17 protein-coding genes and 1 pseudogene are annotated in these 23811 nt (G+C 68.2%); 9 read left to right on the forward strand and 9 right to left on the reverse strand.

The genetic code is table 11. The features are described 5' to 3' along the window. The first annotated feature begins 6 nt into the window (after positions 1–6). Together BDI24065_RS09665 and BDI24065_RS09670 are read left to right on the forward strand one after the other, a co-directional pair. Positions 7–3180, forward strand: a complete 3174-nt coding sequence (locus BDI24065_RS09665; RefSeq protein ID WP_175031042.1) for an efflux RND transporter permease subunit — start codon at positions 7–9, stop codon at positions 3178–3180. Next, positions 3177–4685, forward strand: coding sequence for an efflux transporter outer membrane subunit (locus BDI24065_RS09670; protein ID WP_175031043.1), 1509 nt, complete (start codon positions 3177–3179; stop codon positions 4683–4685). The genes BDI24065_RS09665 and BDI24065_RS09670 overlap by 4 nt, the downstream gene beginning before the upstream one ends. A gap of 59 nt (positions 4686–4744) precedes the next feature. Here BDI24065_RS09670 and aceE read toward each other — a convergent pair whose 3' ends face one another. Then, the gene (gene aceE, locus BDI24065_RS09675; protein ID WP_175031044.1) at positions 4745–7429 is read right to left on the reverse strand and encodes a pyruvate dehydrogenase (acetyl-transferring), homodimeric type; all 2685 of its coding nucleotides are present in this window, start codon (positions 7427–7429) and stop codon (positions 4745–4747) included. 173 nt (positions 7430–7602) lie between these two features. Here aceE and BDI24065_RS09680 point away from each other — a divergent pair, with 173 nt between their 5' ends. Beyond that, positions 7603–8058: a MarR family winged helix-turn-helix transcriptional regulator gene (locus tag BDI24065_RS09680; RefSeq protein ID WP_175031045.1), complete on the forward strand. Its 456-nt coding sequence runs from the start codon at positions 7603–7605 to the stop codon at positions 8056–8058. An 18-nt stretch (positions 8059–8076) separates the two neighbouring features. Here the strand turns inward: BDI24065_RS09680 and BDI24065_RS09685 are convergent, their stop codons facing one another. Next, a complete protein-coding gene (locus BDI24065_RS09685; RefSeq protein ID WP_175031046.1) occupies positions 8077–9195 on the reverse strand; it encodes a transketolase-like TK C-terminal-containing protein in 1119 nt (372 codons plus the stop codon). A gap of 104 nt (positions 9196–9299) precedes the next feature. Between BDI24065_RS09685 and BDI24065_RS09690 the strand changes: the two genes are divergently transcribed. Then, positions 9300–9947: a glutathione S-transferase family protein gene (locus tag BDI24065_RS09690; RefSeq protein WP_175031047.1), complete on the forward strand. Its 648-nt coding sequence runs from the start codon at positions 9300–9302 to the stop codon at positions 9945–9947. Positions 9948–10149: 202 nt separating this feature from the next. Beyond that, positions 10150–11666: pseudogene (locus tag BDI24065_RS09695) on the forward strand (purine-cytosine permease family protein). 181 nt (positions 11667–11847) lie between these two features. Here the strand turns inward: BDI24065_RS09695 and BDI24065_RS09700 are convergent. The 3 genes from BDI24065_RS09700 to BDI24065_RS09710 form a co-directional block, all read right to left on the reverse strand. Next, the gene (locus BDI24065_RS09700) at positions 11848–12603 is read right to left on the reverse strand and encodes a glucose 1-dehydrogenase (RefSeq protein ID WP_175031048.1); all 756 of its coding nucleotides are present in this window, start codon (positions 12601–12603) and stop codon (positions 11848–11850) included. A gap of 40 nt (positions 12604–12643) precedes the next feature. Beyond that, positions 12644–13180: a VOC family protein gene (locus BDI24065_RS09705; RefSeq protein ID WP_175031049.1), complete on the reverse strand. Its 537-nt coding sequence runs from the start codon at positions 13178–13180 to the stop codon at positions 12644–12646. 208 nt (positions 13181–13388) lie between these two features. Next, positions 13389–14306 carry a LysR family transcriptional regulator gene (locus tag BDI24065_RS09710; RefSeq protein ID WP_175031050.1) on the reverse strand — a complete coding sequence of 306 codons (918 nt, stop codon included), beginning with the start codon at positions 14304–14306 and terminating at the stop codon, positions 13389–13391. 322 nt (positions 14307–14628) lie between these two features. On the opposite strand from BDI24065_RS09710, the gene BDI24065_RS09715 reads away from it, so the two are divergent. The 3 genes from BDI24065_RS09715 (at position 14629) to BDI24065_RS09725 (ending at position 18137) form a co-directional block, all read left to right on the forward strand. Further along, positions 14629–15945 (forward strand): MFS transporter, encoded by a 1317-nt coding sequence (locus tag BDI24065_RS09715; RefSeq protein WP_175031051.1) that lies wholly within the window; start codon positions 14629–14631, stop codon positions 15943–15945. Positions 15946–16101: 156 nt separating this feature from the next. Further along, the gene (locus BDI24065_RS09720) at positions 16102–17352 is read left to right on the forward strand and encodes an MFS transporter (protein ID WP_175031052.1); all 1251 of its coding nucleotides are present in this window, start codon (positions 16102–16104) and stop codon (positions 17350–17352) included. A gap of 173 nt (positions 17353–17525) precedes the next feature. Next, positions 17526–18137 carry a cysteine hydrolase family protein gene (locus tag BDI24065_RS09725; protein ID WP_175031053.1) on the forward strand — a complete coding sequence of 204 codons (612 nt, stop codon included), beginning with the start codon at positions 17526–17528 and terminating at the stop codon, positions 18135–18137. A gap of 19 nt (positions 18138–18156) precedes the next feature. Here the strand turns inward: BDI24065_RS09725 and BDI24065_RS09730 are convergent, their stop codons facing one another. The 3 genes from BDI24065_RS09730 to BDI24065_RS09740 all read right to left on the reverse strand — a co-directional run bounded on the left by BDI24065_RS09730 (position 18157) and on the right by BDI24065_RS09740 (position 21729). Further along, the gene (locus BDI24065_RS09730) at positions 18157–19782 is read right to left on the reverse strand and encodes an amidohydrolase (protein ID WP_175031054.1); all 1626 of its coding nucleotides are present in this window, start codon (positions 19780–19782) and stop codon (positions 18157–18159) included. A gap of 419 nt (positions 19783–20201) precedes the next feature. Continuing rightward, entirely contained in the window at positions 20202–21017 is an 816-nt protein-coding gene (locus tag BDI24065_RS09735; protein ID WP_254609720.1) for a helix-turn-helix transcriptional regulator, read from the reverse strand. A gap of 235 nt (positions 21018–21252) precedes the next feature. Beyond that, entirely contained in the window at positions 21253–21729 is a 477-nt protein-coding gene (locus BDI24065_RS09740; RefSeq protein ID WP_175031055.1) for a nuclear transport factor 2 family protein, read from the reverse strand. A gap of 329 nt (positions 21730–22058) precedes the next feature. Between BDI24065_RS09740 and BDI24065_RS09745 the strand changes: the two genes are divergently transcribed. Beyond that, positions 22059–22445: a winged helix-turn-helix transcriptional regulator gene (locus BDI24065_RS09745; RefSeq protein ID WP_175031056.1), complete on the forward strand. Its 387-nt coding sequence runs from the start codon at positions 22059–22061 to the stop codon at positions 22443–22445. Positions 22446–22934: 489 nt separating this feature from the next. Here the strand turns inward: BDI24065_RS09745 and BDI24065_RS09750 are convergent, their stop codons facing one another. Beyond that, positions 22935–23309 (reverse strand): YXWGXW repeat-containing protein, encoded by a 375-nt coding sequence (locus BDI24065_RS09750; RefSeq protein WP_175031057.1) that lies wholly within the window; start codon positions 23307–23309, stop codon positions 22935–22937. Between the last annotated feature and the right edge of the window lie 502 nt (positions 23310–23811).

The following is a 23811-nucleotide window of genomic DNA, read 5'->3' on the forward strand; positions in this document are numbered from 1 at the left end:
CAGGCAATGGATTTCTCCCGATTCTTCATCGACCGGCCGATCTTCGCGGTCGTGCTGTCGATCGTCATCTTCGCGATCGGCCTGATCTCGATCCCGATGCTGCCCGCCGGCGAATACCCGGAGGTCGTGCCGCCGAGCGTCGTCGTGCGTGCGACGTACCCGGGCGCGAACCCGAAGGAAATCGCCGAATCGGTCGCCGAACCGCTGGAAGAGGCGATCAACGGCGTCGAAGGCATCATGTACATGAAGTCGGTGGCCGGTTCGGACGGCAGCCTGCAGGTCGTCGTCACGTTCCTGCAGGGCGTCGATCCCGACACGGCCGCCGTGCGCGTGCAGAACCGCGTGAGCCAGGCGCTGTCGCGCCTGCCCGACGAGGTGCGCCAGTACGGCGTGACCACGCAGAAGCAGTCGCCCACGCCGCTGATGTACGTGAGCCTCTATTCGCCGGACAACAGCCGCGATTCGCTGTACCTGCGCAACTACCTGACGCTGCACGTGAAGGACGAGCTGTCGCGGCTCACGGGCGTAGGCGATGTCGGCCTGTCCGGTGCCGGTGACTATGCGATGCGGCTGTGGCTCGACCCGAACCGGCTCGCATCGCGCGGGCTGACCGCGAGCGACGTGATTGCCGCCGTGCGCGAGCAGAACGTGCAGGTGTCGGCCGGCCAGCTCGGCGCGGAGCCGACGCCGAAGAAAAACGACTTCCTGCTGTCGATCAACGTGCGCGGCCGGCTGCGCACGGCGCAGGAGTTCGGCGACATCGTGCTGCGCACCGGCGACGACGGCCAGGTCGTGAAGCTGTCCGACGTCGCGCGTGTCGAACTTGGCGCGGGCGACTACACGCTGCGCTCGTACTTCAACGACAAGCAATCGGCGGTGGTCGGCATCTTCCTGTCGCCGGGCGCGAACGCGCTCGAGGTTGCGAAGGCCGTGTATGCGAAGTTCGACGAACTGTCGAAGCGCTTCCCGCCCGGCGTCGCGTTCCGTCCCGTGTGGGATCCGACGGTGTTCGTGCGCGAATCGATCCGCGCGGTGCAGCACACGCTGATCGAGGCCGTCGTCCTGGTCGTGCTCGTCGTGATCCTGTTCCTGCAGACGTGGCGCGCGTCGATCATCCCGCTCGTCGCGGTGCCCGTGTCGGTGGTCGGCACGTTCGCGTGGCTCTATCTGCTCGGCTATTCGATCAACACGCTGACGCTGTTCGGGCTCGTGCTTGCGATCGGGATCGTCGTCGACGATGCGATCGTGGTCGTCGAGAACGTCGAGCGCAACATCGCGCAGGGCCTGAGCCCGCGCGACGCCGCGCACCAGGCGATGCGCGAGGTGTCGGGGCCGATCGTCGCGATCGCGCTCGTGCTGTGCGCGGTGTTCGTGCCGATGGCCTTCATGTCCGGCGTCACGGGCCAGTTCTACCGGCAGTTCGCGGTGACGATCGCGATTTCGACGGTAATCTCCGCGATCAACTCGCTGACGCTGTCGCCCGCGCTCGCCGCGAAGCTGCTGCGCCCGCACGGCGCGCCGAAGGATGCGCTCACGCGCGGGCTCGATCGCGCGTTCGGCTGGCTGTTCCATCCGTTCAACCGCTTCTTCGACCGCAGTTCCGATCGCTATCACGGCTTCGTGTCGCGCACGCTGAAGCGGCGCGGGGTGGTGTTCGCGGTCTATGCGGCGCTGCTCGCGGCGACCACGCTGCTGCTCAACGCGGTGCCGGGCGGCTTCATCCCCGTGCAGGACAAGCTGTACCTGTTCGCGGGCGCGAAGCTGCCGGAAGGCGCGTCGCTCGCGCGCACCAGCGAGGTGACCGAGCAGATGACGAAGATCGCGCTCGGCACCGACGGTGTCGAGATGGTGCCGGCGTTTGCCGGGCTGAATGCGCTGCAGGGCGTGAACACGCCGAACATCACGAACTCGTACGTGATCCTGAAGCCGTTCGACCAGCGCCACCGCAGCGCCGCGGAGATCAACGCGGACCTGAACGCGCGCTTCGCGGCCATCGGTGGCGGCATTACCTATGCGCTGATGCCGCCGCCGATCCAGGGCCTCGGCAACGGCTCGGGCTATTCGCTGTACCTGGAGGATCGCGGCGGGCTCGGCTACGGCGCCTTGCAGAACGCGCTCACTGCGTTCCAGGCCGCGGTCGCGAAGACGCCGGGTATGAGCTACCCCGTCAGCTCGTACCAGGCGAACATCCCGCAGCTCGAGGTGAAGGTCGACCGGTTGAAGGCAAAGGCGCAGGGCGTCGCGCTGACCGACCTGTTCAGCACGCTGCAAGTCTATCTCGGCTCGATGTACGTGAACGACTTCAACCTGTTCGGCCGCGTATATCGCGTGATGGCGCAGGCGGATGCCGGCCACCGGCAGACGGCCGCCGACATCGCGAACCTGCGCACGCGCAACGCGAAGGGCGAGATGGTGCCGATCGGCTCGATGGTGACGGTGGCGCCAGCATACGGGCCCGACCCGGTGGTGCGCTACAACGGCTACCCGGCTGCGAACCTGATCGGCGATGCCGATCCGAAGGTGATGTCGTCGTCGCAGGCGATCGAGAAACTCCAGCAGATCGCGAAGGACGTGCTGCCGCCGGGCATCACGCTCGAATGGACCGACCTCAGCTACCAGCAGGTCACGCAGAGCAACGCGGCGATCGTCGTGTTCCCGCTTGCGGTGATGCTTGTGTTCCTCGTGCTCGCGTCGCTGTACGAGAGCTGGACGTTGCCGCTCGCGGTGATCCTGATCGTGCCCGTGTGCATCTGCGCCGCGTTGTTCGGCGTGTGGCTGTCGGGGGGCGACAACAACGTGTTCGTGCAGGTCGGTCTCGTCGTGCTGATGGGGTTGGCGTGCAAGAACGCGATCCTGATCGTCGAGTTCGCGCGCGAGCTCGAAATCCAGGGCAAGGGCGTGATCGAATCCGCGCTCGAAGCGTGCAAGCTGCGGCTGCGCCCGATCGTGATGACGTCGGTCGCGTTCATCGCGGGCTCGGTGCCGCTGCTGATCGGCGGCGGCGCGGGCAGTGAAGTGCGTGCGGCCACCGGCATCACCGTGTTCGCGGGGATGCTGGGCGTCACGCTGTTCGGGCTGTTCCTGACGCCTGTGTTCTATGTGGCGATCCGCAAGCTCGCGGGCGGCACACCGGCCGTGTGGAGCGAACACCACGGCACCCTCGAAGGAGAAAACCGATGAGCGCCGCTTTCCGTCTTTCCGCGCTCGCGATGTCGGTGACGCTCGCCGCGTGCGCGGTCGGCCCCGATTTCAAGCGGCCCGACACGGCCACGACTGCGCGGTTCGCGCGCGATGCGCATCCGGCGGCGCCGTCCGGTGCGACGCCGGAGATGCCGCCCGACGCGTCGGCGGATGCCGATGCCGCGTTCTGGCGCGGCTTCGGCGATCCAGCGCTGACGCAGCTGATCGACACGGCGCTCGCGGCGAACCAGGACCTGCAGGTCGCGGTGTCGCGCTACGACGCATCGAATGCGCTGCTGTCGCAGGCCACGTTCGACCGCTACCCGACGATCACCGCGAGCGGGCAGATCGGCCATCAGCTGATGAGCAAGGACCAGGCGTTCGGCGCGCCGCGCAGCCAGCGCGATTCGCCGACGTCCAGCGTCGGGATCAATGCGGCCTGGGAGCTCGACCTGTTCGGCCGCGTGCGCCGTTCGATCGAGTCGCAGCGTGCGGAAACGGCTGCCAGCGCGGCGGACGTGCGCGCGGTGCGCGTCGCGATCGCCGGCGAGGTGGCGAGCACGTATGTCGATCTGCGTGGCTCGCAGGAGCGGCTGCGGATCGCGCGCGAGAACGCCGACAACCAGAAGCAGACGCTCGCGCTGATCAATGCACGCGTCGGCGCGGGGCGCGGTTCCGAACTCGATGCGGCGCGGGCGCGCGCGCAGTACGAATCGACGACGTCGCGGATCGCCGTGTACGAAGCGGCGATCGGCGTCGACGAGCACCGGCTCGCGGTGCTGACCGGGCAGACGCCGGACGCGCTGATCGGCCGCTTCGATCTCCCGAAGGCAGCCGCGTCGGCGGGCACGCCGGTGCCGCTGCCGGCGCTGGCCGCCGACATCGATCCCGGCACGCCGGGCGACCTGCTGCGGCGTCGGCCCGACGTCGCGGCTGCCGAGGCGCGGCTGCACGCGGCGACCGCACGCATCGGCGTCGCGACGGCCGACCTGTTTCCGCGCTTTACGCTGTCGGGGCTGCTCGGCAGCGCGACGAGCAGCTACGGGTTCTTCCGAGCAGGCAGCGACACGAACCTGATCGCGCTCGGCATCGACTGGTCGTTCCTCGACGTCGGCCGCGTGCGTGCGCGGATCGCCGCGAGCGATGCGGAAGCGGCCGGCCAGCTCGCGCAGTACCGGCAGACCGTGCTCGGGGCGCTGGAGGAAACGGAGAACGCGCTGCTGCGCGCCGCCCGCACGCGTGACGAGACGGGCCATCTCGTGCAGGCCGCGACCGACAGCGCGCGTGCAGCGCAACTGGCGCAGGCGCGGTTCTCGGCGGGCGCGATCGACTACTACGAGGTGCTCGACGCGCAACGCACGCTGCTGCAGGCACAGGATGCGGCGGCCGACGGGCAGATGCGCAGCGCGGCGTCGACGGTGGCGCTGTACAAGGCGCTGGCGGGCGGCTGGCCGTCGGGAACGGGGCAGGGCCCGCAAGGCCCGCTCGCGCAGTCGGGGCAGTAGCGCGGGCAGGACGGCGGCGCGGCAGGCCGGAACCCTCCTGCCTGCCGCGCGCCGCGTGACTACACGCTGGCCGGATCGACCTTGTCGATGTCGATGCCGTAGCGCCGGATGGCTTCGCCGACGCGTGCACGCGGAATCGCGCCGTCGTCGGCGAGCGCCTTCAGCGCCGCGATCGCGATGAAGTGCCGGTCGACCTCGAAGAACGTGCGCAGCGCGTCGCGCGTATCCGAGCGGCCGAAGCCGTCGGTGCCGAGCGACACGAAGCGCCGGCCGTCGACGAACCCGCGGATCTGGTCGCCGACGATCTTCATGTAATCGGTCGCGACCACCACCGGCCCCGTGCGGCCGTCGAGGCATTGCTGCACGTATGGCACGCGCGGTGCCTGATCCGGATGTAGCAGGTTCCAGCGTTCTGCCGCAAGCCCGTCGCGGCGCAACTCGTTCAGGCTCGTCGCGCTCCACACGTCGTTCGACACGCCGAAGTCCTGCGTGAGCAGGTCGCTCGCGGCGAGCACTTCGCGCAGGATCGCGCCGCTGCCCATCAACTGCACATGCGGCGCATCGGCCGCGCACGACGCGCCTTCACGCAGCCGGTAAAGCCCCTTGAGAATGCCGGCCTCCGCGCCGTCCGGCAGCGCCGGATGCGGGTAGTTCTCGTTGAGCAGCGTGATGTAGTAGTAGACGTCTTCCTGTTCCGCGAACATCCGCCGCAGGCCGTCGCGCACGATCACCGCGAGTTCGTACGCATAGGTCGGGTCGTACGACACGCAGTTCGGAATCACCGACGACAGCACGTGGCTGTGCCCGTCGTCGTGCTGCAACCCTTCGCCCATCAGCGTCGTGCGGCCCGACGTCGCGCCGAGCAGGAAGCCGCGCGTCCGCGCGTCGCCGGCCGCCCACGCGAGATCGCCGACGCGCTGCAGCCCGAACATCGAATAGAAGATGTAGAACGGGATCGCCGGCAGGCCGTGGTTGCTGTAAGCGGTGCCGGCCGCGATCCACGATGCGATCGCGCCCGATTCGTTGATGCCTTCCTGCAGGATCTGCCCGTCCTTCGCCTCCTTGTAGTAGCTGAGCTGGCCTGCGTCCTGCGGCGTATAGAGCTGGCCGAGATGCGAGTGGATGCCGATCTGGCGGAACAGGCCTTCCATCCCGAACGTGCGCGACTCGTCCGGCACGATCGGCACGACGAGCTTGCCGAGCGCCGGATCCTTCAGCAGCGTGCCGAGGATGCGCACGAACGCCATCGTCGTCGACAGCCCGCGTTCGCCGCTGTCCTTCAGCTGACCGTCGAACGCGGCGAGCGGCGGTACCGGCAGCGGCGCCACGGTGCTGAAGCGGGCCGGCACATGGCCGCCGAGCGCGGCACGGCGTTCCGCGAAGTAGCGTGCGTCGGCGCTGCCCGGCTCCGGTTTCAGGTAAGGCAGGTCATCGAGCTGCGCATCGCTGACCGGCAGCGCGAAGCGGTCGCGGAACGCGCGTACGGCATCCGCGCTCATCTTCTTCAACTGGTGGTTCACGTTCTGGCCTTCGCCGGCTTCGCCCATCCCGAAGCCCTTGACCGTCTTCGCGAGCACGACGGTCGGCCGCCCGTCCGCGCGCATCGCCTGCGCATAGGCCGCATGCACCTTTTCCGGGTCATGGCCGCCGCGCGCCAGTTTCCAGATGTCGTCGTCGGACAGGTCGGCGACGAGCGCGAGCAGTTCGGGATACTTGCCGAAGAAATGCTCGCGTACGTACGCGCCGCTTTGCGACTTGAAGGTCTGGTAGTCGCCGTCGACGCACTCCATCATGCGCTGGCGCAGCAGGCCCGTCGTGTCGCGTTCGAGCAGGCGATCCCAGCCGGCGCCCCAGATCACCTTGATGACGTTCCAGCCCGCCGCGCGGAACGTGCCTTCGAGCTCCTGGATGACCTTGCCGTTGCCGCGCACGGGGCCGTCGAGGCGCTGCAGGTTGCAGTTGACGACGAAGATCAGGTTGTCGAGCCGTTCGCGGCCGGCGAGCGAGATCGCGGCGAGCGATTCGGGCTGGTCCATTTCGCCGTCGCCGAGGAATGCCCAGACCTTGCGGCCCTGATGCGCTTTCAACCCGCGATATTCGAGGTAGCGCATGAAGCGCGCCTGATACGCGGCCGTGAGCGGCCCGAGCCCCATCGACACCGTGGGGAATTGCCAGAAATCGGGCATCAGCCGCGGATGCGGATACGACGACAACCCGTCGCGTCCCGCTTCGCGGCCGGTCTCGCGGCGGAAGTTGTCGAGCTGCGCGTCCGTGATGCGGCCTTCCAGGTACGCGCGGCCATAGATGCCGGGCGCCGAATGGCCCTGGATGTAGACCATGTCGCCGTCGAAGGTGTCGGTGCGGCCGCGGAAGAAGTGATCGAAGCCGACGTCGTACAGCACCGCGGCCGACTGGTAGGTCGCGATGTGCCCGCCGACGTTCGAATGCCGGCCGGCGCGCAGCACCATCACCATCGCGTTCCAGCGGATCATCGCGTTCAGGCGCCGTTCGAGCGCGAGATCGCCCGGATAGGCCGGTTGCCGTTCACGCGGCACCGTGTTCACGTACGCAGTCGTCACGCGGCCGTGCAGGTCGCCGTGGCGTGCGGCGTCGAGGTCGGAAAGCTGGTCGAGCAGGTAGTGCGCGCGCGGACGGCCTTCGAGCGCGATCACGGATTCGAGTGCATCGAGCCATTCGCGGGTTTCCTGCGGGTCGATGTCGGGTAGCGCGAGAGGTGGGGTCATGTAATGTCTCCAGAAGCATAAGGCTGCGCGGGGCGACGGTCGTGGCGCCGCGTCGCGCGACGGAACGCCCGCCGATCGGTGGGCATATAGTTGCAATTGCAATCGTATGAGGGCAATTGTTATCGAGGTAAAATTTAATTGCAACTGCAATTCAACGAGAGGAACGACCTGACATGAGCGCACCCGAACCCGATCTGTGGTTCTCGTTCGTCCGCGCACACCGGACGATGATTCGCGAGATCGAGCGCCGCCTCGCGGCGGCTGGCCTGCCGGCCTATGCGTGGTACGACGCGTTGTGGGGGCTCGAAAGCGGGCCCGACGGCACGCGCCGCATGCACGAGCTGGCCGACGTACTTGCGATCGAGCGCTACAACCTCACGCGCCTCGTCGACCGGCTCGAACAGGAGGGGTTCGTCACGCGCGCCCGTTCGGCGGACGACGGCCGCGCCGCGTATGCGAGCATCACCGACAAGGGGCGGACACTGCGCAAGAAGATGTGGAAGGTGTACCAGTCGACGGTCGCGGAACTCTTCCTCGACCAGTTCGGCGGCAAGGAGCAGGCAGCGATGGCCGCCGCGCTCGACCGTGCGACCGCCGCGGCGCGCGACGCGGGAGCCGACGCGAAGTAGCGGCGGCAGGCCAGCGCGTCAGCCGCTCGCATAGCGGCGCATCGCCTGCGCGGCCCAGTCGGCGGGCACGCGGCCGTCGTCGGCCAGCAGGCGAAGCGCGACCGCGGCGATCCAGCGCGCACTCGGCGCGCGCGTGGCGGGGCCCGGGCCGGCCAGATCCGCGCCGAGCGCCGCGAAGCGGGCCGGTACGAACGCGCCGATCTGCGCGGCGACGTGCCCCGCGTAGCCCGTCACCGCGAGCACCGGCGTGCGGCTGTCGCCGACGCATCGGCGCACATGCGCGATGCGCGGTTCGTCGTGCGGGTGCAGCAGGTTCCACCGGTCGGCTGCATGACCGTCGCGGGCGAGCTGCGTGTAGCTCGGGCAGCTCCAGATCGTCGAATCGATGCGCCATTCGTCGTGCAGCAGATCGGCTGCCTCCATCACTTGCGCGAGCGTACTGCCCGCGCCGCACAGCCGGATCTGCGCGGCCGCGCCGGCTGCCGCGCGCCGGCCGGCCCGCACCATGCCGCTGAACGCATCGCGGGCCGCCGCGGCCGACAGCGGCTTCGCATCGGGCGCGGGGGCGTCGTGGCTCGCGAGGTAACAGAATCCGGGCCGGCCGGCGACATAGAGCGTGCGCAGCGCGTGGCGCAGGATCGCGATCGCCTCATGGCCGGACGCCGGATCGTACGGCGTGCACGCGGGGTTCGCGGCCAGCCAGTGCGGGACGTCGGGCGTCACGCCTTTCGGCCAGGATGACGCGACCGTTTCGGCATCGTTCACGAAGATCCCGCGATCGACGGTTTCGACCGACGCCAGCCGCAGCCGGTCGGTCGCGCGCGCATGCAGCAGGTACAGCAGCGGCCGCTCGGACCGCTTGCGCGCGTCGAGAAACCGCAACGGCCATGCGCTGATGCGGCGATGCGCGCCCGCGTCTTCCAACGGCTCCCGCGCATCGGCACGCACGATCCACACGCGCTCCGATGTCGCCGCATCGCGTTCGAGGCAATCGGCGGCCGCGCGCATCGCGCCGAGCGGCGACACCGCACGGCCACGCGGCGCGAGCCGCTGCGTGATCAGGCTGTCGAGGCAGGCCGCCGCGGCGCGGCGGGTGTCGAGTGTCCGCACGGGCGGACCGGATCGCGCAGTCTGCATGTCCCTCCTTCGAGTACTGGCATGTCGCCGGGCTGTCGGTTCCGGCATAGGATTGCAATTGCAACGATTGTAGTTGCAACGATAACCGGAAGACAAGGACCAACATGATCTCGACGCACCCCCTCACGTTTCATACGGCCAACACGCCGAACGGGCACAAGATCGCCATTTACCTGGAAGAGGCCGGACTCGCGTACGACCGCGTGCACGTCAACCTCTCCGCCGGCGAGCAGCGCAGCCCCGCGTTCCTCGCGATCAACCCGAACGGCAAGATCCCGGCCATCGTCGATCGCGATACCGGGCTGACCGTGTTCGAATCCGGCGCGATCCTGAGCTATCTCGCCGCGAAGACGGGCTTTCTGCAGCCCGACACGCTGGCCGAGCGCACGGCGGTCCAGCAATGGCTGCACTTCCAGATCGGCGGGATCGGGCCGATGCTCGGCCAGCTCTGGTGGTTCCTGCATGCATCGAAGACGGTCAATGCGCAAGCACTTGAGCGTTACCGGAACGAGGCGCGGCGTCTCTATGGGGTCGTGAACGGCCGCCTGGCGGAATCGGCGTATCTGGCATCGCCGCGCTACTCGATCGCCGACATCGCCGCGTTCCCGTGGTTGCGCACGGCGCCCGAACTCGATCTCGACCTGGCCGGCTACCCGCACGTCGAGTGCTGGCTCGCCGGCATCGAGGCGCGCCAGGCCGTTCAGCGGGGCCTGATCGCATGCCGCGCGCCGGCGGCGGAGGGCGCGCGCTGACGTCGCATCGCCCGCGCCGTACGGATGGCGCGGGCGCCGGCCGCCAGCCTGCCGGGAAACATTGTTCTCCTTCGTCGTAAACGTCTCGAATGCGTGATATTTGCGCCGCGCGATCCGGTTTAGAGTGGCCGCGAATCGATGACGATGTGTCGTATCGCCGCAGCACCGGGCCGTACAGATGCACCAGAGGAGTGGGAGACAAATGAGTGAAGGCAGGATTACGCAGGTCGAGTCGTTCGGTTTCGAGCGCATTCCCGATGTATCGCGCTATGCACGGCCGATCGATCTGTTCAGGTTGTTGTTCGGCGGCTGCAATACTTTTCCACATCGGTGCTCGGCAGCTTTCCCGTGCTGGTCGGGCTGTCGTTCAAGGCGGGTGTCTGCGCGATCGTGCTCGGCGTGCTCGCCGGCACCTGCATCCTCGCACCGATGAGCCTGTTCGGCCCGCGCAACGGCACGAGCGATCCCGTGTCGTCCGGCGCGCATTTCGGCATCCACGGCCGGATCGTCGGCTCGTTCCTCGCGCTGCTCACGTCGATCGCGTTCTTCTCGCTCGCCGTGTGGAGCTCGGGCGATGCGCTCGTCGGCGGCGCGCACAACATGGTCGGCGTGCCGGTCAACGGCTTCACGCTCGGCGCGGCATACATGGTGTTCGCGGTGCTCGTGCTGATCGTCTGCATCTACGGCTTCCGCTTCATGCTGTGGGTCAACAAGATCGCCGTGTGGGCCGCGAGCGTGCTGTTCGTCGCGGGCCTGTTCGCATTCGCCGGCCTGTTCGACATGAACTACGCCGGCACGGTACAGCAGGGTAGTGCGGGCTTCTGGGCCGCGTTCGTCGGCGCGGTGCTGGTCGCGCTGAGCAACCCGGTGTCGTTCGCATCGACGCTCGGCGACTGGGCGCGCTACATCCCGCAGCACACGCCGAAGCATCGCGTGATGGGCGCCGTGTTCGCTGCGCAGATCGCGACCTTCGTACCGTTCTTTTTCGGTCTCGCGACCGCGACGATCATCGCGACGAAGGCGCCCGCGTTCATCGCATCGAACGACTACGTCGGCGGGCTGCTCGCGATCTCGCCGCGCTGGTTCCTGTTGCCGATGTGCCTGATCGCGATCATCGGCGGGATGTCGACCGGCACGACCGCGCTGTACGGCACCGGCCTCGATGTGTCGAGCATGTTCCCGCGCCTGCTGAACCGCGTGCGTGCGACGCTGCTGATCGGCACGATCGCGATCGCGTTCATCTTCGTCGGCCGCTTCTGGTTCAACCTCGTCGAAAGCGTCGCGACGTTCTCGACGCTGATCGATACGTTCAGTTGCCCGTGGATGGCGATCATGGTGATCGGCTACGTGACGCGGCGCGGCTACTATCTCGCGGACGACCTGCAGGTGTTCAACCGCGGGCTGCGCGGCGGCCATTACTGGTTCACGCACGGCTGGAACGTGCGCGCGATGGGCGCGTGGCTGCCGGCGGCGTTCGTCGGGCTGTCGTTCGTGAACCTGCCGGGCCAGTTCGTGGGGCCGCTCGGCAACCTCGCGGGCGGGCTCGACCTGAGCGTGCCGGTATCGCTGCTGGTGGGCGGCGTGCTGTATTTCGTGCTGCTGACGCTGTATCCGGAGCCGGATGGCGTGTACGGCCCGCATGGGCGCCGCCTGGTGCGCGGCGGCAAGCATGCGTCGCGCGGCGTTGGTGCACCTGCGATTCAGCCGAAGGGTTATTAAGCGGCGCGCAAAGTGTCGCTCGATAAATGACAATGCCGCCGCGCGGGAGAGCCGCCGGCGGCATTGTCGTTTCCGGGCGAGTGATCGGCTGAGGGCGAGGCCGTACTTTTCACGCGACGCCTCGCAAGCGAAAGCGAAAACGCCCGCCGGATTGGCGGGCGTGCGTCGACCTGGATGCGTGTCAGTGGAACGAACTGCCTGCGAGCATCCCGCCGTCGACGATGAATTCCGATCCCGTGCAGTACGCGGATTCGTCGGACGCGAGGAACAGCACGAGGTTCGCCACTTCGTCGGGCTTGCCGATGCGCGCGATCGGCAGGCCGCTGTAGATCGACGACGGATCGAAATCCGCGAACTCGGGCGGGCGCGCCATCACGGTATCGATGCCGCCCGGATGCACCGAGTTCACGCGAATGCCGTAGCGGCCGAATTCGAGCGCGGCGGCCTTCGTCATCCCGCGCACCGCGAATTTGCTCGATACGTATGCGCTGCCCCCCGCGACGCCTTCCATCCCGGCCGTCGACGATACGTTGACGATCGAGCCGCCGCCTGCCGCCTTCAGTGCGCCCAGTGCCGACTTCATGCCGAGCCAGCAGCCGACCTGGTTCACGTCGATCACCTTGCGATAGTCGTCCAGCGAGCACGTTTCGATCGGCACGAGCTTCAGGATTGCCGCGTTGTTTACGAGGATGTCGAGGCGGCCGAACTGCGCAAGCGTCGCATCGACGGCAGCCTGCCAGTCGGCTTCGCGGGTCACGTCGAGATGCTGGAAACGTGCGGCGTCGCCGAGTTCGGCCGCGACGCGCCGGCCGGCGTCATCGAGCACGTCGGCGATCACCACGCGTGCGCCTTCGGCAACGAACCTGCGCGCTTCCGCTTCGCCCTGGCCGCGGGCGCCGCCCGTGATCAGCGCCACCTTGCCTTCGAGTCGTTTCATGCTGCTTGCTCCTGTGAGTGAGAGGGGCGCGCGGGGCCGCTTACGCGGCCGCGGCCGCCGCGTCGATGATGCGAACCGGATCGGTGCCGTCCCATGCGCGGGCTTCGGCGATGCCGTGCGCGATCATGTCGCGCATGCCGGCGCCTTCGATCACTTCGACGCGCACGCCGGGATCGTCGGCGTCGTCGAGATACGCGACGCGCGTGGCCGGGTTGCGTGCTTCGAACACGACACGCAGGCCACGGGATGTGAGCCGTGCGAGTGCGGCATCGAGATCGTCGACGACCCACGCGACGTGATGCAGCCCGACGAGCGGCTGCCCAGGCGCATCGCGGTACGGCGACGGCGTGTCGTTCGTCACGTGAATCAGTTCGATCTGCAGATCGCCGCGATACGCGAGCCCGACGTCCATCGTGACCGTCACCGGTTCGCCGAGATGATGGCCGTCGAGGCGCACGTTGCGGAACACGGTCCACGGGCCCACGTCGTGGCGTTCGCGCCAGCGTGCGATGCTGCGGTCGAGATCGGCGACCACGTAGCCGATCTGGTCGATGGGGCCGAGGACAGGGTCGTTCATGGCGTCTCCGTGGCGGACGCACGTGTGCGTGCCGCGCAATGAATGACGGCCATGATCGCAACAAAGCGCGCGCGGCGTGCCGTCCAAACGGATGAGTGCGTGCGTTTCTCGTCCTGACGAGGCGGGTGGTCGCGCGACGCCGCGACGCCGCGACGATGCGCGAAAGCGAAGCGGAGCGGAGAGGGGGTGTTGCCGGGCGATCCGCGCGTTACCGCGCGTGCGGCCCCTTGACCGTCAGCCGGCACACGGTCGCGAGTGCAAGCAGGTTCGGATCGCGCTCGCGCCGGTGCAGGAAACTCAGGCCGATCGTCTGGCGGATCGTCGGCCCGGCGAGCGGCACGAGTGCGATCTTGTGCGCGAACAGGTCGCGTACGCGGCCGGGCAGCAGCGAGCAGCCGATGCCGCCCGACACGAGGTTGATCAGCGAGAAGATGTCGCCCACCCGCATCACGACGTTCGGCGTGACGCCGGCCGTGCGAAATGCTTCCGTGAAGCCGTGATGGGTCGCGAAGCCTTCGCCGAGCGACACGAACGGTGCGTCGCCGCACGTGCCGAGATCGATGGCGTCGCGCCGCGCGTACGGCGAATCGATCGGCGCGGCGAAGAACATCTCGTCCTCGAACAGCGCGATCGATTCGATCTCGGCGTCCGGTTCGGGCAGCGCCATCAGCGTCGCGTCGATCGCGCCTTGCCGCAGTTTGTCGAGCAGGTCGGCGTTCGAGCCGAGCACGAGTTCGGCCTGCAGCTCGGGACGACGCTCCTTCAGCGCGATCACGACTTCGGGGACGGTGCGGATCGTCAGCGAGTAGAGCGAACCGATCTTCAACTGGCCGGCGCCGTAGCCGGCCGCCTCGCGCGTCGAGCGGATCCCGTCCGTCATCGTCTTCAGTACTTCGCCCGCGACTTCGGCGAGCACCTGCGCGGCGTCGGTCGGAATCAGGTTGCGCCCCTCGTGGCGGAACAGCGCGCAGTGCATCCCTTCCTCGAGCGTGTGCAGCGCACGGTGCACGCTGACCGTGCTGACGCCCAGCGCCTCGGCAGCCTTCGCGAGGCTGCCGGCTTCCATGAAGGCGAGCAGCACCTCGAGCTTGCGGAACGTGATCTCTTCGTTGATGCGGTTGCGCATGGTGCGGACGGCGGGAAGGGCGGCCAACGATTCTGCCGCAGAACCGGGGCTGCAACAATGCGCGAATTTCCGGGGTTTTCGCGCGGTGGAGCCCGGCGGGGAAACATTTAATCTCCGGCTAATCATCCGCCGCGGGCATTAATTGATGCGGGTTTTTGGCGTCCCTATGATCGTTTCGCGCTGGTCGTGCGCACGGCCGAGAGGTTTCGACGGTGCGTGCCAGTCCCGCACCGGCCGGTGATCCGAACCGCCGATTCGCCCATGCCCGCCACGAAACGCGGCACGCATGCGGCGCGGCGCCATGAGACTGCAGGAGAAAAGCATGCGCGACTCACGTCGGAACTCGCGGCATCGGCAGGTGGTTGCCGCTGTCGTCGGCAACACCCTCGAGTGGTACGACTTCATCGTTTACGGTTTCTTCTCCGGCATCATCGCGCGGCTGTTCTTTCCCGCCGAGAGCCAGTACGCGTCGCTGCTGATGTCGCTCGCGACCTTCGGCGTCGGCTTCTTCATGCGCCCGGTGGGCGGCATCCTGCTCGGGCTCTATGCGGACCGCAAGGGCCGCAAGGCTGCGATGCAGCTCATCATCTTCCTGATGACGCTGTCGATCGCGCTGATCACGTTCGCGCCGTCGTACGCGGCGATCGGCCCGGCGGCGCCGGTCCTGATCGTCGTCGCGCGGCTGCTGCAGGGCTTCGCGACCGGCGGCGAATACGCGAGCGCGACCGCCTTCCTCGTGGAAAGTGCGCCAGAGAATCGGCGCGGGCTGTATGGATCGTGGCAACTGATCGGCCAGTGCCTCGCGGTGTTCTCGGGCGCCGCGATGGGCGCGTGGGCCACGCAGTCGCTGTCGGATGCGGCACTGCATAGCTGGGGCTGGCGCGTGCCGTTCGCGCTCGGGCTGCTGATCGGGCCGGTCGGCCTGTGGATCCGCCGGCACATGGAGGAGACCGAGGCGTTCCTCGACGCGAGCAAGTCGACCGTCGAGCCGCCGGCGAGCGTGTCACGCGTGCTGCGCGACAACCTGCGCGGCGTGCTGGTGTCGATGGGGCAGACGATCACCGGCACGGCCGTGTTCTACGTGATGCTCGTCAACATGCCGACATTCGTGCACAAGACCTTCGGGCTGCCGCTCGACCAGGTCTTCAAGGTGCAGATGGCGGCGGTTGCGCTGCTGACGGTGACGATCCCGTTCGCGGCGCTCGTGTCCGACCGCATCGGCCGGCGGCCCGTGCTGATCGCCGGCACGCTGGCGCTGCTGACGGTCACGTATCCGCTGTTCACGTGGCTGGCCGCGGCGCCGGGCATCGGGCGCCTGCTCGTGATGCAGCTCGTGATCTGCACGATCATCGGCATCTGCTACGGGCCCGCGCCGACCACGCTTGCCGAGCAGTTCGCGACGCGTTCTCGCTCGACCGGCATCGCGCTCGCTTACAACATCGCGGTGATGGTGTTCGGCGGCTTCGCGCCGTTCATCGTCACGTGGCTGACGCACGCGAGCGGGTCGCCTGTCGCCCCCGCGTGGTACGTGCTGTTCGCGGCATCGTTCGGGCTGCTCGCGAGCGTGTTCATGCACGACGGCGCGCCCTGCGTGCTCGCGCGCCGGCAGTTTCAGGGCGAGCCGTTGAGCGCCAAGTAGCAGCCGTGGCCCGACGCCCGCGCCGGCGAGCCATCGGCGCCGGCGGCAGGCAGGGTATTGGCGCAGCCGATACTTAGCATCGCGGGCGGCGGCCTACCGCGGCCGCCGCCCGGTCGTTACGCTTGGGCGATCATCCACTCTGTCCGGAAGGTCGCCATGTCCCGGCTCGACTACAAGCTGCTCGGCCCCTGCTTGCTCGCCATCGCGATCGACGCGATGGGATTCGGGCTCGTCTATCCGATGATGTCCGCGATCTTCAGCGATCCGCATGCGGGCATCCTGCCGGCCGACGCCGGTGCGCACGCGCGCAATTTCTACCTCGGTCTCGGCTACGGGATCTACCCGTTGTGCATGTTCTTCGGCTCGTCGCTGATGGGCGACCTGTCCGATCGCTACGGCCGCCGCAGGATCCTGCTGCTGTGCGTGCTCGGCCTGGCGGCCGGCTACGCGATGATGGCGGCCGGCGCATGGCACGCGAGCGTCGCGCTGCTGCTGGCCGGCCGCGGGCTCACCGGGCTGATGGCCGGCTGCCAGGGCATCGCGCAGGCAGCGATCACCGACCTGAGCACGCCGGAGAACAAGGCGTACAACATGAGCATCATGTCGCTCGCGTTCAGCGCGGGCGTGATTGTCGGCCCCGTGCTCGGCGGCGTGACGTCCGATCGCACGATTTCGCCGCTGTTCGACTACGGCACGCCGTTCGTGTTGGTCGCCGCGCTGTCGCTGGTCTGCGCGTCGTGGACCTGGGCGTCGTATCGCGACTCGGCCGCGCCGCGCGGCGACACCCGCATCGATCCGCTGCTGCCGCTGCGGATCATCGGGGAAGCCGCGCGCCAGCGCAACGTCGCGTTCCTGTCGGTGGTGTTCTTCCTGATGCAGGTCGGCTACGGACTCTACCTGCAGACCATCATGCTGCTGCTGCAGGCGAAATTCGGCTACACGAGCGCGCGGCTCGGGTTGTTCAGCGGCGTGATCGGCCTCTGCTTCGTGTTCGGGCTGCTGTTCGTCGTGCGGCTGATGCTGCGCATGTGGCGCGTGGTCGACATCGCGAAGACGGGCCTGCTCGTCGCGGGCATTGGCCAGGTCCTGTCCGCGCTGTTCCCGCACGAGCCCGTGCTGTGGGTGCTCGCGATGGTCGTCGGCTGCTTCGACATGGTCGCGTACACGACGATGTATACGGCGTTCTCCGACGCGGTCAGCGAGGACCGGCAAGGCTGGGCGCTCGGCGTGGCCGGTTCGGTGATGGCTGTCGCGTGGGTCGTCACGGGCGCGCTCACGAACCTGCTGCCGGTGTTCGGCGAGATCGGCCTGCTGCTGATCGGCGGCGCGGGCTTCCTGCTCAGCTTCGCTTTGATGGTCGCGTATGGCCGCACGCAGCCCGGCGCGCGAACGGCTGCGCTGTCATAGCCGATTTGCACGTTGGCCCGAATCTGTCGGACGTTGTCCCGCGCGCCGCTGTCGCGTCAGCGCGTGCGGCCCGACACTGGCGCCTCGCGTCCCGGGAGTGTCCGGGCCGCGTCCGGCGGCGCCGGCTGGCCCGGCGCGCCGTTCCTTCGACATGCCAACCGAGAGAGCGACCCATGCAACATCCGACCATCCGTACCCTGGCGGGCGCGACCGCGCCGACGTCGATCGCCGCCGCCCGCACCGCGCTGCTGGTGATCGATTTCCAGAATGAATACTTCAGCGGCCGCCTGCCGATTCCGGAGGGATCGCGTGCGCTGGGCAATGCGCAGCGTGTGATCGCGTTCGCCGATCGCGCGGGCATTCCGGTGTTTCACGTCCAGCACGTCGATGCGGCCGACGGCCCGATCTTCGCCGATGGCAGCGACGGCTTCCGCTTTCATGCGGACCTGCAGCCGGCGCCGCATCACACGGTGGTGAAAAAGACGTCGGTGAGCGTGTTTCCGACGACGGACATCGATGCGCGCCTGAAGGCGGCCGGCATCGACACGCTGATCGTCACGGGCCTGATGACGCATGCGTGCGTTGCCGGCGCGGCACGCGATGCGGTGCCGCTCGGCTACGCGGTGATCGTCGTCGACGACGCCTGTGCGACGCGCGACCTCGACATCGCGGATGGCGGCACGGTATCGCACCGCGACCTCCATCGCGCGACGCTGGCCGCGCTGTCGGACACATTCGGCGACGTGCTGACGACCGAGCAGGTGCTGGCGCTGGCCGTCGCCTGACGGCTGCCGGGTGCGTGCTTCAGTCGGCCCAGCCCGGCGCGGCGTACACGACTTCGCCGCGGAAGCACGTCTCGATCACGCGGGTTTGCGCGAACGTCTCGACCGGGTGCGCGAACGGATTGCGGTCGAGGATCGCGAAGCTCGCGTCCTTGCCCGCTTCGAGCGAACCCGTGCAGTCGTCGAAGCGCAGTGCATACGCGGTGTTCACCGTATAGGCTTCGAGCATCGTGAGCAGGTCGAGGCGTTCGTGCGGATTCCACGGCGGGCTGTCGGGCTGGTCGATCAGCAGGTGCGTGACGCCCGTCTGGATGATCTGCATCGGGTCCATCGTGCTGACCGACCAGTCGGAGCCGGCCGCGAGCAGCGCGCCCGCGTTGCGCAGGCTGCGGAACGGATAGTTGCGCGCAGTGCGTTCCGCGCCGAGCAGGTCGCGATAGAGCTGCTGCTGTTCCTCGCGCGCGGCCGTCCACAGTGTCTGCACGCTGGCGATCGCGCCGAGCCGGTTGAAGCGGCTCATGTCGGCCGGATCGACAATCTGCAGGTGCGCGAGCTGCGCGCGCCGGTCGCGCATGCCGTTACGGATCTGGACATATTCGAGTGCGTCCAGCGTCATGCGCACCGCGCGGTCGGCGAGCGTGTGGAAGTGCAGGTCGAAGCCGGCCGTATCGGCGAGCAGGCAGATCTCGTTCAGCGCGTCCTGGCTCCACAGCGCGAGGCCGCAGTCGTCGGTGCCGGCGTACGGCTCGAGCAGCGCGGCGGTTTTCGATTCGGGCACGCCGTCGACGAAGATCTTCACCGTATGCAGGCGCAGGTTGTCGCATTCGTATTCGCGACGCCATCTGGCGAAGCGCTCGATCTGCTCGCGCGGATCGCGGCGCGGGTTCGCATAGAGGCCCGCGCTCATGTACACCTTCAGTGTGCCCGCGCGCTGCGCGTCGGCGTAGGCCTTGAGTTCGGCTTCCTCGACGCGCGCGTCGAACCAGCCGGTGATGCCGAAACCGTGTGCCATCGCGTGCGCTTTCGCGAGCGACTTCGGGTAGCCGGCCGGGCTCAGTTGCGGAATGATCGGGCACACGCGATAGAACGCCGCTTCGTGCACGACACCATTCGGCGCGCCGGACGCATCGCGCTCGTAGACGCCGCCGGCCGGGTCGGGCGTGTCCGCGTGGATGCCGGCCGCTTCGAGGCCCTTCGTGTTGAGGCAGCCGCTGTGCACGTCGAAGCCGACCACGAGCAGCGGCCGGTCGGGCACGATCCGGTCGAGCAGTTCGCGGGTCGGATATGCACCGAATGCGGCCAGGTTGGCGCCGCCGAGATAGACCCACGGCTCGTTCGGTGTTGCATCGGCACATGCGCGGATGCGCTGCAGGATCGTGTCGGGATCGTTGATGCCGGACAGGTCGAAGTCGCCGAGGATCTGGTGGCCTTCGAGCGGGTGCACGTGGCCGTCGATGAGGCCCGGCAGCATCAGCCGGCCGGCCAGGTCGACGGTGCGCGTCGCGGGGCCGGCCAGCGGGCGGATGTCGTCGTCGCGGCCGACGGCGACGATCTTGCCGTCTAGGGTGGCGAGCGCCTGCGCGAAGCGGCGCTGTGCGTCGCCCGTGTAAAGCAGGCCGTTCAGATAGACGGTGTCGGCGTGTTGCATGTGTCTCCTCCGGATGGGGGCGAATCGACGGGCGCACGTGTCCGGCGGGCGGGCCGTGTGGCTCGTCCGGTCGCGTGAACCCGGTCGGGTTGGAATGAGATGCGGGGCGGCTAGGTGCCGGTGCCGCGCGGCAGGCGCGGCGATGCGTCGTGGTGAAGGCCGGCCGCGGCCGGAGCGTCATGCCGATCGCGCCACCGGGTCTGAACCGGCGGATCGATGGGCGACGCGCGCGCGGCCGTGCGGGCCGGCGTCCATCCGGTATTCGGCATGCCGTGTCTCCGTGAGATCCGACGCGTTCCTGTCGTCGGGTGAGTCAGATACTAGGAGCGGGGCGGCCGGCTGTCTGTCATCGTTTTGAGGACAACGCGCGACAAAGCGGGCGGGGGGCGCGTGGGATTGCAGCGAGGTCGAGGTGCCATCTATTGACCGCGGTCCTCCGGCGGTTCTTCTTCGGTCACGCACCACGCGAACAGCCCGGCCCGGTTCGCGACGCCGAGCTTCGCGAGCGCGCGCCCGAGATAGGTGCGCACGCTGCTGGGCTTGAGCGCCAGCGTGTCGGCGATCTGCGGGACGGGCTGGCCTTGCAGCACCGCGCGGCACACGAGCCGTTCGCGCTGCGACAGCGCCGCGCCGCTGGCCGACAGGCGCTGCTCGAACCGCTGCAGCAGCGCGCCGTCGTCCGAGCGCGGCGTCAGGCGTGCGAGCCGCGCATGCTGGATCAGGAGCGGCAGCACGAAATCGCCGAGCTGCCGCAGCAGCGCCAGTTCGGCCAGCGTATAGGACGGCTGGCCGCGCCGGCGGAACAGCGAGAACGCATAGACGTAGTCGCGCTCGCTGCCGAGCAGCGTGCAGTCTTCGCCGAGTTCGCCGAGCGCGAAATGGCGGCCGTATTCGGTTGCCGTATCGATGTCCTCGTTGCACGAGAACACGAGCTGCGAATCGGTGGCGCGCTCGATATGCGGGAGCAGCGTGTCGGTGCGCCAGTCGCCCTGGGTATACAGGTCGAGCGCGTGGCGCGTGCCGTCCGGATCGTCGCCGCCCGCAAAGAACAGCACGTCGACGCTGTCGACCGACTGCGACGGCGCATCGCGACGGTAGCGCGTCGCGACGCTGTAATGGGACTGCGGATCGACGGTTTCGCGCAGCCACGCCCAAAGCCGGGCGGGAAACTGCGGACTGCCGAGGCTGGCGACCAGGTCGCCGGCATTGCTCAGGGATAGTTGGGCGGGGCTCATCGTTGACACCGTCTTCGCGAACGGCCGCCCGTGCCGGCCGTGCTTCGCTTGGCGACGGCGCGCCGGCGGCGCGGCGGCTGGCGGTGCGGTCAGGCGGGACGGAGGCCGGCGCGGCGGCGAAGCTCGATTGTAGGGGACTTCGCCGGCGTGGGGCAGGCGTGCTTGCCCGGCGGGCGGCCGAGCATCCGTCGACGGGCGGCACGCCTCGTTGCGCACCGCATACCGGCCCCGCGCGTCAGAACATCGTGTTCGCGTTCGCGGACTTCTCGGGTACCGGCTGGATCACGTCCCAGTGTTCGACGATCTTGCCTTCCTTCACGCGGAAGATGTCGACGACGGCTTCGCCGCGATCGCCCGGGCGCTCGGTTGCATGCACGTGCAGGTAGACGAGGTCGCCGTCGGTTGCGCTGCGCACGATGCGCGCGCGCGAAGCCGGGTTCTTCTGGAAGGCGCCGACGAAGTACGACACGAACGGCTTCTTGCCGTCCGGCACGTGCGGGTTGTGCTGTTTGTAGTCGTCCGCGACGACGGCGGCGGCCTCGACCGCTTCGTGCTTGTTGAAGAAGCGGTCGTAGAACGTCAGCACGAGCTGGCGGTTGGTTTCCTCGGCGGCCAGGTCGCGCGTGGCCGGGCCGGCGGCCAGCGCGGCCGTCGACGCGGCCAGCAGGACGAGCGCGGCGACGGCGCGAACGGGGGAGCGGAGCGATGACATGTAGCGGGTTCCTTGTTTGACGAAGCGTGGGTTGGCGCGCGATGCGCGACGGCTGGTCGAGCCTGCCGTGGCGATCGGCGGGCGACGGGGCATGGTTGCGAGTACACCTGCGTTGCCGACGCCAGGGATTCACCGCCCGGTCCGGATCGTCACGATACAGATCGGGCGAGGCCGTTCGTCGTCGTCATGCTTCGTTGAACTGGCGAATCCGCGCGGCTGCCGGGCCGATCGAATGGTACAGTTGCCGCGAACCCGTCACAAGAAGTCAGCGCGGTGTGAACAGGTCACGCCGCGCTGACCGCACATTGCCCTTGAAAGAGAATCCAGCCATGTCGTTCCCGCCCACCGACGAACCCGTCGAACTCGATCAGCCGTGCCCGATCCGCGATGTGCTCGACCGCATCGGCGACCAGTGGAGCCTGCTCGTGCTCGAGGCGCTGTCCGGCGGGACGATGCGTTTCAACGAACTCGGCCGCTCGATCGGCGATGTGTCGAACCAGATGCTGTCGCGCACGCTGAAGCGACTCGAGCAGGACGGCTTCGTCAGTCGCACGCTGTTCGCCGAAGTGCCGCCGCGTGTCGAATATGCGCTGACCGACCTCGGCCGTTCGTTCCTGACGCCGATGCAGGCGATGATCCGGTGGGCCGACGAACATCATCGCGCGATCTGCGCGGCGCGACGTCGTGCACGGGGGCTGGAGGGCGGTGGGCGCTGAGCGGGACGCACGCACGGCTCTGCCGATGGACGTTGTGCTGGGAATCGGGTGCGATGCGACGAGGCATGGCATGACTCCATGGGCTTCGCCATTGCATGATTTCGTTATCCGAATGATCTCGTTGCGGTGAGCGGGGGCCAATGCTGCGATGTGTTCCATTCGTCCCGAGTGCGGCAATGTGTTGGTGGTGCTCTGCTTTCAAGGGGACGCGCGGGGTGACCGAAACGGCGGTCTTCTGCTGCATGGCGCAACGCAGGTGCGGCAGGAGCCGGTCGAGGCGGGATGGTGCGCCGTAGATTGGCGAGCGTGTCGACGGTCGAAGTCGCGTGACCGGACGCCTCGACGCCGGTTTGGGCGCCGGCGTCGGGGCGGGGTGGGGCAGGATTCGCGGAGGTGCCCGCCGGGCATCATGATGCCGGGGCGGCGCGGTGCGGGTTCGCTCGCACCGCCCGGCTCCGGGACTGCCATCGGCAGGCGCCGGTTGGCTGCCTATCGCCACGTACCGTCGACGTAAATCCACACCTGCCCCTGGCGACGCCAGTAGCCGGGCACCCATCGATGCCCGGGGCGCCGTGCGACCCACCGGCCCGACACCCATATATAGCGGCCACGCTGCCAGCGCCAGTAGCCGTCCGTCCATATATAGCCGTGCGGGCGTGGCGGCGGCGGGCGGCGGTCGTACCTGGCGGCCGGCGGCGCGAAGCCCGGGCGGTCCCCATACGGCGGCCCGCCGGGCACGCGGTTCGGGCCGGACGGCCGGTAAGCGGGCGGCGCGGGCTGGGCCGAGGCCGCACGCAGCCAGCCGCCGGTGCTGACGAAGGCAGCGGTCAATCCGATGGCGCGTAACAACGAGCGTCGATTCATGGCGTGTCCTGTTCTGTATTCGAGGCTGCCTTACATTAGCCTGCCAGTCCGCCGGCCGGGTTACGCGAGCCGTTAAGGCTGTTACCGTGTGTCACGGCGGGCGGGCGAACCGTCGGCAGGTGGAGGCCGGTCTTTCTGCATGTGCGGCTGACGGGTGGAGGTGACCCGCTGCGCGAGCGTCGCGCCCTGTTTACTGGCTGACGGATGCGTTTTAGGTGCCCGGAGCCTGAAATTCGAGACCGAATCGGGTAAAATTTGCCGATTCCGGGGTGTCGCGTCGAATCCGTTTGTTGTTTCTATGCAACCGTCAAGACGATGACATGAAAGAATGGTGCGATGAGAGCCTCCAAAAAGGCCCCGTCAAGAAGTCAAAAACAAACGTCAAAACAAATACTTATAACGCGGCCCCACTTTCATTATTTCTAGTTCTGGAAAAGCTTATTTCTTTATTTGCGGATCGCTCCCCTAGGGTACACCCCTAAACTCACGGTTCCCAAACGGG

The organism is Burkholderia lata (assembly GCF_902499025.1).
GTDB classification, from domain to species: domain Bacteria; phylum Pseudomonadota; class Gammaproteobacteria; order Burkholderiales; family Burkholderiaceae; genus Burkholderia; species Burkholderia lata_C.